Below are 15,113 nucleotides of genomic sequence, written 5' to 3' on the forward strand. Positions count from 1 at the left end.
GACCGGCGGAACTGTCGTACGGTGACACGCAAGTAACCCACGGGAGCCCGGTGTACCGGGCTGAGAGGGGGGCTGACAGCCCCCGACCGTCGAACCTGATCCGGGTAATGCCGGCGCAGGGAGGAGTGTTGCCGTGCCGTCCCTGGGGCGACTGCATCTGATCACCGACACCCGACCCGGGCGTGACCCGCTCACCGTGGTCCGGGCCGCCCTCACGGCGGCCCGTGCCGAACTGGTGGTGCAGGTCCGGGTCGAGGATTCCGCCACCGACCGCGAGGCGTACGACCTGGCCCGGCGGGTGCTGGCGCTCTGCGCGTCGTACGAGGCGACCTGCCTGGTCAACGACCGGTTGCACGTGGCGCTCGCGGTCGGTGCCGCCGGCGGGCACGTCGGCGCCGACGACCTGCCGGTCGCCGCCGCCCGCCGGGTGCTCGGCCCCGCCGGAGTGCTCGGCGCCACCGCCCGCGCGCCGGGCACGGCCACCGAGGCGGTCGCGGCCGGAGCCAGCTACCTGGGCGTCGGGCCGTGCCACACCACCAGCACCAAGTCCGGCCTACCCGATCCCATCGGGCCCACCGGGGTACGCGCCGTCGTCGACGCCGTCGACGTGCCGGTCATCGCGATCGGCGGAGTGACCGCCGCACGGGTGCCGGCGCTGCGGGCAGCCGGGGCGTACGGGGTGGCGGTCGTCGGCGCCCTCTCCGCTGCCGCCGACCCGGCGCGGGCGACGGCCCAGCTCATCGAGGCACTGACGTGCTGACCGGCCGGTTCCCGTCACCGCCGTCGCGCGACCGGGTCCGGCCGGATGTGGCGGTGGTGGGGGCGGGACCGATCGGGCTGTCCATCGCCTGGCGCTGCGCCGCCCGAGGGCTGCGGGTGGTGGTGCACGATCCGGCGCCCGGTTCGGGAGCCTCCGCGGTGGCCGCCGGCATGCTCTCCCCGGTCGCCGAGGCGTACTTCGGTGAGCGGCAGTTGACCGAACTGCTCCTGGCGTCCGCCGAGCGCTGGCCGGGGTTCGCCGCCGAGTTGAACGAGGTGACCGGCGTCGACATCGGTTACCGGACCGAGGGCACCCTGATGGTCGGCCTGACCGGCGACGACCTGGCCGAGGCGCGCAGGCTGTGGGCGTACCAACAGGGGTTGGGTCTGCCGGTGACCCCGCTGCGTCCCAGCGAGCTGCGCGAACGCGAGCCGGCGCTCGCTCCGAGGGTGCGCGGCGGCGCGCTCGCGCCCACCGACCACCAGGTGGACCCACGGCTGCTGGTGCCGGCGCTGCGCGCGGCGGCGCAGCAGGCCGGCGCGGTGCTGGTGTCGCACGCGGTTCGGCGTCTGTCCGATGTGGACGCGCGGGTGACGGTGGTCGCCGCCGGCTGCGGGGCCGCGGCACTCACCGGTCTACCGGTGCGGCCGGTCAAGGGCCAGATCCTCCGGCTCCGCGCGCCCGACGGCGTCGCGCCGGGCTTCCGGCACGTGATCCGGGGGTACGCCGACGGCGAACCCGTCTACCTGGTGCCCCGTGTCGACGGGGAGGTCGTGCTCGGCGCGACTGTCGAGGAACGGGCGGACACCACCGTCACGGCCGGCGCTGTGCAGCGCCTGCTCCGCGCCGGAGTCGACCTGCTGCCGGAACTGGCCGAGTACGACCTGGTCGAGGCGGTTGCCGGGCTGCGCCCGGGTACGCCGGACAACGCGCCGATCCTCGGGCCGCTGCCCGGCCGGCCGGACGTCCTGGTCGCCACCGGGCATCACCGGCACGGCATCGTGCTCGCCCCGATCACCGCCGACCTGATCGCGGACCTGGTGCTCGACGGCGTAAGCGACCCGTTGCTCGCGCCGTTTCGGGCCGACCGGTTTCTCGGCCTGACGCCGGGTGGCAGCCCTGATCGCAGCACGGAGGGGGACCAATGGAGTTGACGGTGAACGGGGCCGGGCGCAACGTGCCCGGCGGCTCGTCGGTGGCCGACCTGGTGCGCGACATCGTGCCCGAACAGCGTGGGGTGGCGGTCGCTGTCAACGGGGAGGTCGTACCCCGTGCGGGTTGGCCGGCCACGGCGCTGCGCGACGGCGACCGGGTCGAGGTGCTCACCGCGGCGCAGGGCGGGTGAGCGGCATGTCGTTCGAGCTGGGCGGGGAGACGTTCACCTCGCGGTTGATCCTCGGGACCGGCGGCGCCGCGAACCTGCATGTCCTGGAGCAGGCGATCCGTGCGTCCGGCACCGAGCTGGTCACGCTGGCGTTGCGTCGGGTGGGTACCGCGCCCGGCTCCACCGGCGGGCTGTTGGACCTGCTGGACCGGTGCGGGGTACGACTGCTGCCGAACACCGCCGGCTGCCACACGGCGACCGAGGCGGTCAAGGTGGCCCGGCTGGCCCGGGACGCGTTCGACACCGACTGGGTCAAACTGGAGGTGATCGGCGACGAGCGGACGCTGCTGCCCGACGGGGTGGAGCTGCTCCGCGCCGCCGAGGAGCTGGTCGCCGACGGCTTCACAGTGCTGCCGTACACCAGCGACGACCCGGTGCTGGCCCGTCGCCTCGCCGACGTGGGCTGTGCGGCGGTGATGCCGGCCGGCTCACCGATCGGCTCGGGGCTCGGCATCGGCAACCCGCACCACATCCGGCTCATCCGGCAGGGCGTGGACGTGCCGGTGATCCTCGACGCGGGCATCGGCACCGCCTCCGACGCCGCCCTGGCTATGGAGTTGGGCTGCGACGGGGTGCTGCTCGCCAGCGCTGTCACCCGGGCGGCCGACCCGGTGGCGATGGCGACCGCGATGCGGTACGCGGTCGAGGCAGGACACCTGGCCGCCGGGGCCGGCCGGATCGCCCGACGTTTCCACGCGCTCGCCTCCACTCCCGACGAGGGAAGACCGGACCTGTGACCGGGCCGGACGGTGTCGTCGTGTTGACCGACCGGCTCGTCGCGCGGGACCGGCTCGACCGGGTCGTGGCGGGAGCCGTGGCCGGGGGAGTGCGCTGGGTGGTGCTGCGGGAGAAGGACCTGCCCCGCGCCGAACGCGCCGCCCTCGCCGCCGACCTCCGCGCGATCCTCGCCGACGTCGGCGGGACCCTCGTCGTGGCCGGCCCCGACCCGCTCGGCGGCGATGCGGTCCACCTGCCGGCCGCCGGCCCGTACCCACCACCGACCCACACAGTGGTCGGCCGCTCCTGCCACAACCAAGCTGAGCTGGACCGCCTGACCACCGAGCACTACGCCACCGTCTCCCCGGTCCACCCCACAAAGACAAAACCGGGCTACGGCCCACCCCTAGGGCCAGACGGCCTGCGGCGGCTGATCGACATCAGCCCCGTCCCCGTCCTGGCCCTCGGCGGAGTAGAAACCCCAGACCAGGTAACCACCTGCGTCAAGGCGGGAGCAGCAGGAGTAGCCGTCCTGGGCGCGATCATGCGAGCCCAAGACCCCGCCGAAACAGCCGCCACCCTGACCAGCGCCTATGCCGAGGCGGCCACCCCTGAGCTGACCCAAACCCGGCACGGAGGCACCAGGTCTCCACGACGGGGGCTGCGGCCGACCGTGCCCACGCAGGGATCAAGCCTGACCGCCCGGAGTGGGCACGGTCGGCCGCAGCCCTCAACCGCAACCAGGGAAGAACCATGACCCCGAGAACACTGCTGACGATCGCCGGCTCCGACTCCGGCGGCGGCGCAGGAATCCAGGCGGACCTCAAGGTCTTCGCGGCGCTGGGCGCGTACGGCACCAGCGTCCTCACGGCGGTCACCGCGCAGAACACCCGGGGTGTCGACGCCGTCCTGCCGATGCCTCCGCGCACTGTCACCGAGCAGTTGGACAGCGTGCTCGCCGACTTCACCGTCGCCGCCGTGAAGACGGGAATGCTCGGCACCCCCGCGGTCGCCGACGTGGTGGCCGAGGCCGCACGGGCCGGTCGACTGCCCCACCTCGTCGTCGACCCGGTGCTGGTCGCCACCAGTGGTCACCGGCTAGGCGTGGTGAGCGCGGTGGAGCGGCTGCTGCCGTACGCCACCGTGGCGACGCCGAACTGCGCGGAGGCCGCGGCCATCACCGGACGCCCGGTCGACGACGTGGCCGCGATGGTCGTCGCCGCCGAGGCGCTCGCGGCCGGCGGACCCGAGTACGTGGTGGTCACCGGCGGCGACCTGGACGGCGGCGAGGCGGTCGACGTGCTGCACGGCGACGGCGTCACCACTCTGCTGCGCGCCCCACGGGTGGACACACGGCACACCCACGGCACCGGGTGTTCGTTCTCGGCGGCGATCGCGGTGCGGCTCGCGCTGGGCGATCCGGTGCCGGCGGCGGTGGGGGCCGCCAAGGAGTACGTGCTCCGTGCGCTGGATGGCGCGCGGAGTTGGGAGCTGGGCGCGGGGCGCGGACCGCTGAACCACTTCGGCTGGTCCGCTTGATCACCAGGGAGGCTGTCATGCAGGCACGAGGCAAGGTGTACGTCGAGGGTTCACGGCCGGACGTCCGGGTGCCGTTCGCGGAGGTGGAGCTGACCGGGGACCATCCGCCGGTACGGCTCTACGACACGTCCGGTCCGGGGTCGGACCCGTCGGTGGGGTTGCCCGCGTTGCGAGGCCCGTGGATCGCCGAGCGGGGCGATGTGGCACCGGTACGGGGTGCGGGCACTCCACTGGCCGGTGTGGACGGTCGTCGACCCACGCAGCTCGCGTACGCGCGGGCCGGTGTGGTGACGCCGGAGATGGAGTTTGTGGCGATCCGCGAGAACGTCGACCCGGAACTCGTGCGCGCCGAGATCGCCGCCGGCCGGGCGGTGCTGCCACTGAACGTCAACCACCCGGAGTGTGAGCCGGCGATCATCGGTAAGGCGTTCCTGGTCAAGGTGAACGCCAACATCGGCACCTCGGCGGTCAGCTCGTCGGTCGCCGAGGAGGTGGAGAAGCTCACCTGGGCCACCCGGTGGGGCGCGGACACCGTGATGGACCTGTCCACGGGTAAGCGGATCCACGAGACCCGGGAGGCGATCGTGCGGAACTCGCCGGTGCCGATCGGGACCGTGCCGATCTACCAGGCCCTGGAGAAGGTCGGCGGCGACCCGGTGAAGCTGAGCTGGGAGGTGTTCCGGGACACCGTCATCGAGCAGGCCGAGCAGGGCGTGGACTACATGACGGTGCACGCCGGGGTGCTGCTGCCGTACGTGCCGCTGGCCGTGGACCGGGTCACCGGGATCGTCTCGCGCGGCGGCTCGATCATGGCGGCCTGGTGCCTGGCGCACCACGAGGAGAACTTCCTCTACACCAACTTCGCGGAGCTGTGCGCGATCCTCGCGAAGTACGACGTGACGTTCTCCCTCGGTGACGGGCTACGCCCCGGCTCGATCGCGGACGCCAACGACGAGGCGCAGTTCGCCGAGCTGCGCACCCTGGGCGAGCTCACGAAGGTCGCCTGGGAGTACGACGTCCAGGTGATGATCGAGGGCCCGGGCCACGTGCCGATGCACAAGATCAAGGAGAACGTGGACCTCCAGCAGGAGTGGTGCCACGAGGCGCCCTTCTACACGCTCGGTCCGCTGACCACCGACATCGCGCCGGCCTACGACCACATCACCTCGGCGATCGGCGCCGCGATGATCGGCATGTTCGGCACCGCGATGCTCTGCTACGTCACCCCGAAGGAGCACCTCGGTCTCCCGGACCGCGACGACGTGAAGGCGGGCGTGATCGCGTACAAGATCGCCGCCCACGCTGCGGACCTGGCCAAGGGCCACCCGGGGGCGCAGGCGTGGGACGACGCGCTGTCCAAGGCGCGGTTCGAGTTCCGCTGGGAGGACCAGTTCAACCTCTCACTGGACCCGGAGACCGCGCGGTCGTACCACGATGCGACGCTGCCCGCCGAGCCGGCGAAGACGGCGCACTTCTGCTCGATGTGCGGCCCGAAGTTCTGCTCGATGAAGATCACCCAGGAGCTCAAGGAGTACGCGGCACGCGGCATGAAGGACAAGTCGGGAGAGTTCGTCTCCGGCGGTGGCCGGGTCTACCTCCCGCTGGCCTGACCGGCCGGCTCGTGCGGTCGGTTTGATGATCGACTCGGGTTCACTGGTGTCGCGGTATCCAGGCGTTCGGGATGGCCCGACTTCAGTGAACCCGAGTGGATCAGGCAGGTCTTACTCGCGGTGGTGCCGGCCGGTGGAGCGCAGCGAACGGCGGGCGTTCCCCTGCTCCGGCTCGTTGTCCGACACCGGCTTGCTCAGCCCCGCGACCCAGTCGACGAACTCCTCGTCCTGAGCCGGCAGCGGTTCCGTCGTGCCTTCCGGATCCTGGTGCTCCTCGCTCCGGGACCGGTTGCGGCGGAAGAGGCCACCGAGCCGTCCGCGCCGGGAAGGCTGTTCCGCCACCTTGCCGGCCGTCGGCGTGGCGTCGACGTCAGCCGGGTCGTCGGTGTCGGCGGTCGTACCAGCCCTGACCGGCACGACCGGGGCGCTCGGCTTCTCGGGCGGAGCTGGTGCTTGGCTGCTCGCGGCCGGGCTCGAACGGTCCGGTGACTCGGCCGGCCTGGTACGGCGGGTGGTGTCGAAGGCGTTCCAGGTGCTGGCCCGGCTCAGGTCCGGCAACGGCGCTCGGTGCCGTGGCCTCGGCGTCTGATCGGTCGACTCCTCCGGCCCGGTCGGCGCATCCGAAGCCGTCGACTCCTGCCCAGGCGCCTGCGGCGGCACCTTCCAGGCCGAGGTGACCGGCCAGGGCGATCGCGCAGGCGTCCACCGGTCGGTGTCCGAGTTGCCGGCGGCCGGGATCCCGAACAGCCCAGCGGTGGAACCGTCCTCGGTGGCCTTCCGCGCCTTGTCGGCGTCGCCGGCCCGGTCGGCTGTCGACGCAGTGGCCGGGCCCGCTGGTGACGCGGCGGAACTGGCCGTTGTGGTGGCCGGTGTGGCGGTGGCTGCGGCGGGCGGCGGCGCGGTGGGGTCGGGGGTTGCGCCGACCGGGGTACGCGGCGAGCCCGCCTTCGGGTCGGCCACCTCCGACGTTGGGCTGGCTGCGGGCTGGGGCTTCGCTGCCGTTGCCTTCGGGTCGGCTGCTGCTGTCCTGACGTTGGCCGCGTCCTTCTTGGTGGTGGCGGCCGGGGTGTGTGGCGGGTTGGCTGCTGCGGCCTTCGAGTCAGGTGCGGCCGGTGCCTCGGTGGTGCCGGTTGCGGTGGTCGGGGCCGCTGCCGTCGCGCGGGTCGGGGAGGCCTTGGCTCCCAGGTCGGAAGCTGTGCCCTGGTTCGCGTCGCTCAGCACCGGAGTGTCGGCCGAGGTGTCGGAACCGGTGCGGTCGGCGGACTTACCGGGCATGGTGGCCTTCCTGGTGCGCCCGGTGGTCGTCTCGTCGGTGCTCCTCGACTCGGTCGGGGACAGGTCGCCAGGAGAGTCAGGGGTGGCATCCGAACCGACCTTAGGCTTACGCGTCCGGCGCGGCTTGAGCGGTGCCGCCACCTCACCGGTGCCCGTGCTGGCCGCGCCCGTGCTGGCCGCGCTCGCCATGCCCGTGCTGGCCGCGCTCGCCATGCCCGTGCTGGCAGTGCTGGCCATGCCCGTGTTGACTGCGCTGGCCGCACCGGTCGTGCCCGAGCTGGTCGTACCGACGCTGGTCGTGCCGGTGCCCCGGTCGTCGGTCGGTCGACCTTTCGTGCGTGGTGTCGAGCTGTCGGTCGGCTCGCCGTCGGCAGGGCCGGCCACCGCGGCGGTGGCACCCGCGCGCCCGCCCTTGGCGCTGGTCGCCGCTGCACCACCGGTCGCCGCTGCACCGGTCGCCGCTGCACCGGTCGGGGCGGTGCTGGTCGACGCGGTGCTGGTTGAGGCGGCGTTGGTCGGGCTGCTGATCTCGGTGGTGGCCGGGTGCTCGGTGTCGGCCGAGGAGGTGACCGCCTCCGGGACCAGCCTGTGGGTCCGCGTGTCGGCGGTGAACTCGCCGGTCGGATCGGTCAGCCAGGATGCGGGCCTGGACAGCGCGTCAGGGGTTGCCGCAGTGGCGGGGGCCGGACCGTGCTGGCCGCTCGCGGTGGTCGTCGGCCAGTCCCAGTGGGCCGGGACGGTGCGTACACCATCGGAGCCTTCGGCGGCCCACGGACCGGGGACGACGGTGCCCGGCTTCGTGTCGGCGGGCGGCTCCACGGCGGTGCGTTCGGCGGCGGCCGGTTCGTTCGGCGAGTCCGTCGACGCCGCGCCCGGCAGCTCCGGGCCCGGGGGCAGCGGACGCAGGATGTCGGAGGGCTCGATCGCCTCCGGGTCCGTGGTAGGAGCACCGGCCGGCCACCGAAGCAGCGCGGCTGCCGCCGCGCCGAGCGCGCCGGCGAGGATCGCGATCAACGAGGCGTAGTAGGGGGTGGCCTGGTAGCGGTCCACCGCGTCACCCGGGCCCGCGGTCAGGTACGCGAATGCCACCAGCACCGGCCCGGCCACCCCGGTGGCTCCGCTGACCAGTGGCGCCTGGCCCCGCCAGCGGGCCAGCCCGGCGGTCGCCCCGCCGGCCAGCAGCGCCACGATGGGCAGCAGGAGCAGCGCCAGCCGTTGCGCGGCGGCGTCGTCCAGCCAGCTCGGCTCGAGGACGCCGAGCCGAACCGTCGGCAGTGGGCCGGTCGTGCCGAGCGACGGCAGTACCGAGATCAGCGCCAGCAGCCAGACCGCGCCGGCGACGGCCGCCATGTTCCAGCCCAGCTCGGGCCGGAGCAGGACAGCGATCGCCGCGCCCGCTCCGATCACCGCGCCGAGGACGGCGCAGATGCCCACCGCCCACACCGGGTCCACCGAGATCAACTCGGCGGCACGGGCGGGCTGCATGCAGAGCGGAGCGATGACTGTCGCGCCGAGCGCCGCCGCACCACCGATCGCCAACTGGCGGCCCGTGCTGGGCGGCGGTGCGTCGCGGCGAGCGAGGCGTCCGGTCAGGACGGCGCCGACGACGGCGGCGTTCGCGGCGAACCAGCCGACCCAGACGAGCTGGGTCGGCCACTGGTTGACGGTCGTACCGGTGAAGGCGCCGGTCAGCCGGACGATGCCGAAACCGTACGCGACGCCGAGCTGGCCGGCCCCGGCCAGCACGCTCACGCCGAGCGCCGTGAGCAGCAGTCTGCCCCAGGTCCGAAAGGCCATGTCGGGCACGTTACGCACCTGGTACACCCGATCGCCACCGGCGCGCCGCGCGGCGCGCCGGCCCGCGCTCGGCGGGTCTACTTGAGTTCGACCAGCCGGGCCAGGTAAGTCGTGTCTCCGACATTGGTGAGCATATGTACTGCGCCCGGGTCGCGGTAGACCACACCGCCGGTGGGCTCGTCGGCGTCGATCCGGGTGCCGTCGATGGTCTGTACGACGTTCTTCGCGCCCTCGATCGCCACCACCAGGTACGGGTGGTCATGCCGGTGCAGCGGCTGCCGCTCGCCGGGCTCGAGGCGGATGTGCCAGACCCGGACCCGGTCGTTCTCGAACACGATCTCCTGGCCCACCGGACCGAGTTCGGTCCCGTCGATCACGTCGGTCATCGTTCTCCGTCCAGTTGGGGAAGCACCTCGGCGGCGATCAGTTCGAGGTGGTCGAGGTCGTCGAAGTCGATCAGGCGGAGGTGTACGCGGGTGGCGCCGATGGCGGCGAACTCGCCGATCCGCTGTGCGAGCTGCGCGGGTGAGCCGACCACCGGGTCCTCCGGCGGCAGTGCGCTCTTCTCGTGCAGGGGTGCGGCCCGCCGCCGGGCCTCCTCGTCGGTTCGGCCGATGGCAACGACGATTCCGGCGGAGAGCACCAGCGGTGCCCGTCCGGACTCCGTCCGCCCGGTGCGCTCGCACGCCTCCCGTACCCGGTCGTAGGCCTCGGCGGTCTCCGCGACGGACTTGAACGGCATGTTGAACTCGTCGGCGTACCGGGCGGCCAGCTCCGGGGTGCGTTTGGGGCCGCGACCGCCGACGATGATCGGCGGCCCGGGCACCTGCACCGGCTTGGGCAGGGCGGGCGCGTCCACCAACCGGTAGTGGTCGCCGGTGAAGCTGTAGGTCTCGCCGGACGGGGTTCCCCACAGCCCGGTGATCACCTCGAGCTGCTCGGCCAGCCGGTCGAAGCGTTCGCCGACCGCCGGGAACGGAATGCCGTACGACGTGTGCTCGCGCTCGTACCAGCCGGCGCCGATGCCCAGGTCGACGCGGCCGCCGCTCATCTGGTCGACCTGCGCGACCATCACCGCGAGCGGGCCGGGCAGGCGGAAGGTGGCCGACGTCACCAGGGTGCCGAGCCGGATCCGTTCGGTCTCCCGGGCCAGCGCGGCGAGGGTCAGCCAGGCGTCCGTCGGCCCGGGCAGGCCCGGGTCGGCGCCCATCGACTGGTAGTGGTCGGCGCGGAGGAAACCCTCGTAACCGCAGGCCTCGACCAGTCGGGCGAACCGGAGTTGGGTGTCGTAGGTGGCGCCCCGGTTGGGTTCGGTGAAGACCGACACCCGCATGTTCATCGTCCTTCCGCGCCGGCCGCCGCCGGCTCGTCACGTTCCATCAACAGCTCGTGGAGGTCGGCGCTGACCCGCGCGACGTCGGCCAGGTGGGCGTTGCGGCCCAGGGTGCGAGGTCGGGGGATGTCGACGTCGAGCACCTTGCGGATCCGGCCGGGGCGAGGGCTCAGCACGACCACCCGGTCGGCGAGCAGCACCGCCTCGTCGATCGAGTGGGTGACGAAGACGATCGTCGGCTTGTTCTCCATGTGCACCCGCTGGAGTTCGCCGGACAGCTCCTCGCGGGTGAGCGCGTCGAGCGCGGAGAACGGCTCGTCCATCAGCATCACCCGGGGCTCGCCGATCAACGACCGGCACAGCGAGACCCGCTGCTGCATGCCGCCGGAGAGTTCGTGCGGCAGGCGCTTCTCGAAGCCGGCCAGGCCGGCGACGTCGAGCAGTTGTCGGGCTCGCTCGCGGTGCTTGGCGCGGCTCCAGCCGAAGATCTCCACGGGCAGCAGGACGTTGTCCAGCACTGTGCGCCAGGGCAGCAGCGCCGGCTTCTGGAACAGCATGGCGATGTCCTGGCGCGGGCGGGCGATCGGTGTGCCGGCCACGGTGATCTCGCCGGCGGTCAGCGGGAGCAGCCCGGCGATCAGCCGCAGCAGCGTGGACTTTCCGCAACCGGACCGGCCGACCACCGCGACGAACTCGCCCTCGGCGACGTCGAGGTCGATGCCGCGCAGCGCCTCCACCCGGCCGGAACGGCCTTCGAAGGTACGGGACACTCCGGACAGTCGGATCATCTCCGGCGGCCTCCGCTGAGTGGACGGTCAGGAATCCGACAAAGGCTAGCTGGCGCGTGGACGTAACGCACCGTCCGGGGTGGTCGTCAGGTTGTTTCCGTTCCGCAACCCGATGCACCTGGCGTCGCAAGTGTGGGTTTCTCGTACGCTGTGCCCGCGAAGAGTCCCCCCACGACGGCGGTGCCGGCTTCCACCCCTCACGCTGGCCCGTCATGACAACCCCTCCGGTGCCTGTCAGGCCCGGTCGGAAAGGACATGGTGCTTTGATGAGAAGGCTGACCCGTACGGTCGCTACGGCCGCGCTGGCCACCGCCCTCGCCTTTGTCTCCGCCTGCAGCAGCGGGTCGGACTCGGCCGACGACGCCAAGGGCGGCGACAGCAAGAACCTGGAGAAGGTGATCTACCTCACCTCCTTCGGCAACTTCGGCCGTGACTCCTACGCCTGGGTGGCGAAGGAGAAGGGCTTCTTCAAGGAGGCCGGCTTCGACGTCGAGATCAAGCCCGGTCAGGGCACCGGCGGCGTGATCCAGACCATCGTCGGTGGCCAGGCCCAGTTCGGCCCGGTCGACCTCACCGGCAGTCTGCTGCAGGTCGGCAACGGCCAGGCGAAGGACTTCACTGTGGTGGCCGCGATCCAGCAGCGCACCATGGCCGGCATCGCCTCGGTCGAGGGCAAGAACATCGCCTCCCCGAAGGACCTGGAGGGCAAGAAGCTCGCCGACACCCCCGGGTCCGTGGTCCGCAACCTGTTCCCGACGTACGCCCGGCTCGCCGGTGTGGACGTCAACAAGGTGACCTGGGTCAACGGTGAGGCGCAGGGCCTGATCGGCATGCTGGGCTCCGGCTCGGTGGACGGCATCGGCCAGTTCGTCGTCGGTCAGCCGACCATCGAGGCGGTGGCCAAGAAGAAGGCCATCATGCTGCCGTACAGCAACGTGATGCAGGACCTCTACGGCAACGTGCTGATCACCTCCTCGAAGATCGCCAAGGAGAAGCCCGAGATGGTGAAGCGGTTCACCGCGGCGCTGCTCAAGGGCCTGGAGTACAGCCTGGCCAACTCCAAGGAGGCCGGCGAGATCCTGAAGAAGAACGTCGACGCCTCCAACCCGGTCGCCGCCGCCGCCGAGCTCGAGCTGATGGCTGCGTACGTCCGTTCCGGCAACACCGGCACCGCGATCGGCACCCTGGACAGCGGCCGGGTCGCCAAGAGCATCGCGATCCTGCAGGGCGCCGGCGCGCTGAAGCAGAACATCACCCCCGAGCAGATCATCGACTTCAGCCTCGCGCCGAAGGCCTGATCGTCCGGTCGTCACCAGGGGGTACGTTCCGCCGATCCGGTGGGGCGTACCCCCGTCGCTCGTCGGCCCCCACCGGGGCCGTGAGATTTCGAGGAGGACAAGATGACCGACGTCCGGTCAGCGGACCCGGCGGTGGCGGCGACCCCGGCCCCGGGTGCCGGCCCCGAGTCGGGGCGTGCGGGTCGAGGTGCCGGTCTCCGGGCCGGAGCCGGGGCGGCGCTGCCCGCGGTCGGCCTCCTGATTGCTCTGGCGGTGTGGTGGTTGACCGCCCGGCTGGAACTGATCCACCCCGCGGCGCTGCCGCCGCCCGGCGAGGTGCTCACCGCGTTCGTCGATAAGCCCGTCCAGATGCTGGGGCACACCTGGGACACGATGCTGGAGATCCTGTACGGCTTCGCCCTCTCGGTCGCCGCCGGTGTCCTGCTCGGACTCTCCCTGGCCAGCTCCCGCACGGTCGAGCGGATGTTCACCCCGCTCCTGGTCGCGGTGAACGCGGTGCCGAAGATCACGCTGGGCCCGCTGCTGGTGGTGGCGTTCGGCTGGGGCCAGACGCCGATCCTCACCATGGTGTTCCTGCTCTGCTTCTTCCCGATCGTGCTGTCGACCGCCACCGGCCTCACCACCACTCCGGCGGACCTGGCCGAACTGGTGCGGTCCTGGAACGCGTCCCGCTGGCAGGCGTTCCGCAAGGTGCGCTTCCCGGCCGCGCTGCCGCAGATCTTCGTCGGGCTCAAGGTGGCCATGCCGTTGGCCGCGATCGGCGCGGTGATCGGTGAGTTCCAGGCCGGCGAGAGTGGCCTCGGCTACGTCATCACGCAGTACGCCGGCGTCGGCGACACCGCCACCGCGTGGGCGGCGATCATGCTGGTGGCGCTGGTGAGCATCCTGCTCTACTCGGCGCTCCTGCTGACCGAGCGGCTGGCCCTGCCCTGGGTCCGCGAAACCACCAGCAGCCGCTGACACAGAGAAGCAAGCAAGATCAAGACCATCCCCAGAAACGCGAAGGGCCGGCCCCCCACTTGGAGGCCGGCCCTTTCGTCGAAGCCGCAGGCGAGTCGGGTGTGGCCGACCGTGCCCGGCGGAGGGATCAAGCCTGACCGCCCGGAGCCGGGGACGGTCGGCCACACCCCCCGCCTGGCGCACGACGAAGACCGCCGGTCGGAAGGAAGCACAAGGCCCGAACGTTACCCCGCCAACCGCCAGCGGCCGTTGCGGGCGACCAGCGTGGTGAGCGCCTGCGGCATCAGGCCGCTGTGGTTGTCCGGCGTCATCCGGATCGGCCCGGACAGGCCGTCCATCTGGGAGGTTTCGAGCACGTCCCGGAGGCCGTCGCGGTCGACCTTGCCGATCTCACCGCCGGCCCGCAGTTCCGCGTCGGCGATGAGCTGGACGGCGTCCGCGGCGAAGGACGACGCCCCGTTGTAGCCGCCGAAGCGTGCCGTGTAGTCCTGGAACCACTGCCGCCGCGCTGCCTTGGCCGGCGTGGTCGCGATCACGTCGTCGATCACCATCGTCTGGGTGAAGATCAGCGTCGCACGCTCGGTGGCCTTGGCCGCGCCGCCGAGGAAGAGGTTTCCGGCCGCGCCGGCGTCGAAGAAGAGCGACCCACGGAAGGTGGTCTGCTGGGCGCTGGTCGCGGCCAGCGTCGCCTGCTCCGGCGGGGTCCAGAAGACGAGTGCGTCCGGCTTGTTCGACGTGAGCTGCCGGACCTGCTGGTTCACGTCGGTGTCGGTGATCTTGGCCTTCTGCTCGCGAAGCGTGATGTTGGCCTTGTCCAACTCGCTCTTGAGCGCGGCCATGCCCTCCCGGCCGTAGTCGTCGTCGCTGACGAGCGCCCCCACCTTGCGGACGTTGTTGCGTCGCAGTTCGGTGGTGAGTGCGGCGGCACTGTCGGCGGCGTTGGGGCCCAGCTTGAACACGTAGCGCCGGTCGGCGACCGGGCTGGCGACCCCGCCGGAAGCGGCGAGCGCAATGGTGGGAATCCGCTTCTCGTTGATGGTCCCCACGGCGCCGAGCGCGCATTCGTTGCAGCCGCCCATGATGATGGCGGTGACCTGAGAATCGCTGCTGAAGTCCGCGATGTTGCGAAGCGACTCGGCGGCGTCGGAACGGTTGTCCTTGAACTTCAGTTCAATCTTCCGGCCGTTCAGTGCTCCGGAGGAGTTCAACTGATCGCGCTTGAGTTCGAGGGCTCGCTGGTATGTCCGGCCGACGGGTGCCGCGGCGCCGGACAGTTCGAGGTCGACGGCGATCACGATCGGACTCGTGTCCGTGTCCGCTTCACCGAACTGGCAGCCGGTGAGCGTGGTGGCCACTACGGCCGATGCGAGCGCCGCGATGGTCGCGGAGCGGATGGGGCTCAACTCAGTCCTCCAGGTGCGGGCGCGGGCGCTGCCCGGTCATCGCCGCTAAACCGTCCTCAGTGGAGGGCGGGATCTTCTCTGCCGTACGGTGTGCGCGAAGCCTGCAAAACCTTGCCAATGGCCGGCGCTGTGGTCAAGCGCGGACCCCGGCATCGCTTTCGGGACGGTCATCCCACATGCTGGGGTAACGCAATGTTTGCAAAACCTCACTTTGCACACACGCGTGACCACTCTGGAGTCACATGCCCT

At 71.8% G+C, this 15,113-nt stretch carries 13 protein-coding genes, 1 pseudogene and 1 riboswitch; of the genes and pseudogenes, 9 read left to right on the forward strand and 5 right to left on the reverse strand.

The features are described 5' to 3' along the window. Positions 1-29: 29 nt before the first annotated feature. A riboswitch (TPP riboswitch) is annotated at positions 30-139 on the forward strand. From thiE to thiC, 7 genes are all read left to right on the forward strand, one after another. Further along, positions 134-760: a thiamine phosphate synthase gene (gene thiE / locus FHU34_RS05140; RefSeq protein ID WP_145778912.1), complete on the forward strand. Its 627-nt coding sequence runs from the start codon at positions 134-136 to the stop codon at positions 758-760. It overlaps the preceding riboswitch by 6 nt. Continuing rightward, positions 757-1,914 carry a glycine oxidase ThiO gene (thiO, locus tag FHU34_RS05145; RefSeq protein WP_145785445.1) on the forward strand — a complete coding sequence of 386 codons (1,158 nt, stop codon included), beginning with the start codon at positions 757-759 and terminating at the stop codon, positions 1,912-1,914. Before thiE ends, thiO begins: the two co-directional genes overlap by 4 nt. Further along, positions 1,905-2,105 (forward strand): sulfur carrier protein ThiS, encoded by a 201-nt coding sequence (gene thiS, locus FHU34_RS05150; RefSeq protein ID WP_145778913.1) that lies wholly within the window; start codon positions 1,905-1,907, stop codon positions 2,103-2,105. Before thiO ends, thiS begins: the two co-directional genes overlap by 10 nt. Next, on the forward strand, positions 2,102-2,881 hold the full coding sequence (locus FHU34_RS05155; protein WP_269682317.1) for a thiazole synthase: 780 nt from the start codon (positions 2,102-2,104) through the stop codon (positions 2,879-2,881). Before thiS ends, FHU34_RS05155 begins: the two co-directional genes overlap by 4 nt. Beyond that, on the forward strand, positions 2,878-3,618 hold the full coding sequence (locus FHU34_RS05160; RefSeq protein ID WP_145778915.1) for a thiamine phosphate synthase: 741 nt from the start codon (positions 2,878-2,880) through the stop codon (positions 3,616-3,618). Before FHU34_RS05155 ends, FHU34_RS05160 begins: the two co-directional genes overlap by 4 nt. After that, positions 3,615-4,400, forward strand: a complete 786-nt coding sequence (gene thiD / locus FHU34_RS05165) for a bifunctional hydroxymethylpyrimidine kinase/phosphomethylpyrimidine kinase (RefSeq protein ID WP_145778916.1) — start codon at positions 3,615-3,617, stop codon at positions 4,398-4,400. The genes FHU34_RS05160 and thiD overlap by 4 nt, the downstream gene beginning before the upstream one ends. A gap of 17 nt (positions 4,401-4,417) precedes the next feature. Next, complete coding sequence (thiC, locus tag FHU34_RS05170) at positions 4,418-6,010, forward strand: phosphomethylpyrimidine synthase ThiC (RefSeq protein ID WP_145778917.1); 1,593 nt, start codon at positions 4,418-4,420, stop codon at positions 6,008-6,010. A 111-nt stretch (positions 6,011-6,121) separates the two neighbouring features. Here thiC and FHU34_RS05175 read toward each other — a convergent pair whose 3' ends face one another. From FHU34_RS05175 to FHU34_RS05190, 4 genes are all read right to left on the reverse strand, one after another. Further along, positions 6,122-9,082, reverse strand: a complete 2,961-nt coding sequence (locus FHU34_RS05175) for a hypothetical protein (protein ID WP_145778918.1) — start codon at positions 9,080-9,082, stop codon at positions 6,122-6,124. Positions 9,083-9,159: 77 nt separating this feature from the next. Continuing rightward, on the reverse strand, positions 9,160-9,468 hold the full coding sequence (locus FHU34_RS05180; RefSeq protein ID WP_088987605.1) for a cupin domain-containing protein: 309 nt from the start codon (positions 9,466-9,468) through the stop codon (positions 9,160-9,162). After that, positions 9,465-10,415 (reverse strand): LLM class F420-dependent oxidoreductase, encoded by a 951-nt coding sequence (locus FHU34_RS05185; RefSeq protein ID WP_145778919.1) that lies wholly within the window; start codon positions 10,413-10,415, stop codon positions 9,465-9,467. The genes FHU34_RS05180 and FHU34_RS05185 overlap by 4 nt, the downstream gene beginning before the upstream one ends. A gap of 2 nt (positions 10,416-10,417) precedes the next feature. Beyond that, complete coding sequence (locus FHU34_RS05190; RefSeq protein ID WP_145778920.1) at positions 10,418-11,203, reverse strand: ABC transporter ATP-binding protein; 786 nt, start codon at positions 11,201-11,203, stop codon at positions 10,418-10,420. A 266-nt stretch (positions 11,204-11,469) separates the two neighbouring features. On the opposite strand from FHU34_RS05190, the gene FHU34_RS05195 reads away from it, so the two are divergent. After that, positions 11,470-12,501 carry an ABC transporter substrate-binding protein gene (locus FHU34_RS05195; protein ID WP_145778921.1) on the forward strand — a complete coding sequence of 344 codons (1,032 nt, stop codon included), beginning with the start codon at positions 11,470-11,472 and terminating at the stop codon, positions 12,499-12,501. Positions 12,502-12,720: 219 nt separating this feature from the next. Continuing rightward, positions 12,721-13,461, forward strand: a pseudogene (locus FHU34_RS05200) (ABC transporter permease); the annotation flags it as partial. Positions 13,462-13,685: 224 nt separating this feature from the next. Here the strand turns inward: FHU34_RS05200 and FHU34_RS05205 are convergent. Then, positions 13,686-14,864, reverse strand: coding sequence for an ABC transporter substrate-binding protein (locus FHU34_RS05205; RefSeq protein WP_145778923.1), 1,179 nt, complete (start codon positions 14,862-14,864; stop codon positions 13,686-13,688). Positions 14,865-15,113: the final 249 nt, after the last annotated feature.

It is taken from the genome of Micromonospora taraxaci (assembly GCF_007830095.1).
Classification (GTDB): domain Bacteria; phylum Actinomycetota; class Actinomycetes; order Mycobacteriales; family Micromonosporaceae; genus Micromonospora; species Micromonospora taraxaci.

Coding starts and splice junctions, on each gene's coding strand:
- thiS (WP_145778913.1), top strand. CDS start 1,905: ATGGAGTTGACGGTGAACGGGGCCGGGCGCAACGTGCCCGGCGGCTCG.
- thiD (WP_145778916.1), top strand. CDS start 3,615: ATGACCCCGAGAACACTGCTGACGATCGCCGGCTCCGACTCCGGCGGC.
- thiC (WP_145778917.1), top strand. CDS start 4,418: ATGCAGGCACGAGGCAAGGTGTACGTCGAGGGTTCACGGCCGGACGTC.
- FHU34_RS05175 (WP_145778918.1), bottom strand. CDS start 9,082: ATGGCCTTTCGGACCTGGGGCAGACTGCTGCTCACGGCGCTCGGCGTG.
- FHU34_RS05180 (WP_088987605.1), bottom strand. CDS start 9,468: ATGACCGACGTGATCGACGGGACCGAACTCGGTCCGGTGGGCCAGGAG.
- FHU34_RS05185 (WP_145778919.1), bottom strand. CDS start 10,415: ATGCGGGTGTCGGTCTTCACCGAACCCAACCGGGGCGCCACCTACGAC.
- FHU34_RS05190 (WP_145778920.1), bottom strand. CDS start 11,203: ATGATCCGACTGTCCGGAGTGTCCCGTACCTTCGAAGGCCGTTCCGGC.
- FHU34_RS05195 (WP_145778921.1), top strand. CDS start 11,470: ATGAGAAGGCTGACCCGTACGGTCGCTACGGCCGCGCTGGCCACCGCC.